Origin of the sequence: Vibrio sp. 1727 (genome assembly GCF_033344415.1) — a bacterium.
Taxonomy (GTDB): domain Bacteria; phylum Pseudomonadota; class Gammaproteobacteria; order Enterobacterales; family Vibrionaceae; genus Vibrio; species Vibrio alginolyticus.
The window spans coordinates 1-708 of sequence record NZ_JAWPOT010000257.1; the positions used below are offsets into that span (position 1 = coordinate 1).

At 45.8% G+C, this 708-nt stretch carries 1 protein-coding gene; it reads right to left on the reverse strand.

Annotation, left to right across the window (positions count from 1 at the left end):
- Positions 1 to 246: 246 nt before the first annotated feature.
- The coding region (locus R8O10_RS25115; protein WP_318191942.1) for a M24 family metallopeptidase C-terminal domain-containing protein at positions 247 to 708 on the reverse strand (462 nt) is incomplete at its 5' end.

Consider the following 708-nt stretch of genomic DNA (forward strand, 5'->3'; position numbering starts at 1 on the left):
CGCATTTTGACACAAATAAACGCCCTGTCATATTGGCAGGGCGTTTTTGTATCTGGTCATCGGCGGAGCGTATTTAGTGCTTTCTGTGACGACTAATGAGTGTTAATCATATTTATTTGTGCAAAGAAAAGCTTTCAGCAACAAGAAGAGGTGCGCACATAGGCGGATAAAAAAAGCCAACCCGAAGGCTGGCAATCAAACAGGGAGTTTGAAATGAAAATGAAATCGGGAGATAGGGCAGTTTGTCTAAAGCTCTACAAACTGAGTTGCGCGCTGAAGCCAAGCTTTGTCGTGCTCATCAAGAGATGGGCTGAGTGCTTGGTAGACGCGAGAATGGTATTGATTTAGCCAGTTAATTTCATCATGGCTTAGCAAAGAGACATCAAGCATGTTCGTGGCGATTGGTGCCAGCGTAATGGTCTCGAAGCCATAAAAAATACCGAACTCATTTTGCTCGACTTCAACCACTTTCATGATGTTTTCGATCCGAACACCGTATTCACCTTCACGGTAAACACCGGGCTCATTGGTGATCACCATGCCAGGTTTTAGCTCAACTTCGCGGTGGCTTTGCGAGAAGTTTTGTGGCCCTTCATGGACATTCAAACAAATACCCACACCATGTCCTGTACCGCATTTGTAATCAATACCATGTTGCCACAGCACACCTCGCGCCATGATGTCGAGATTGGCACCCGTAGAGCCTTT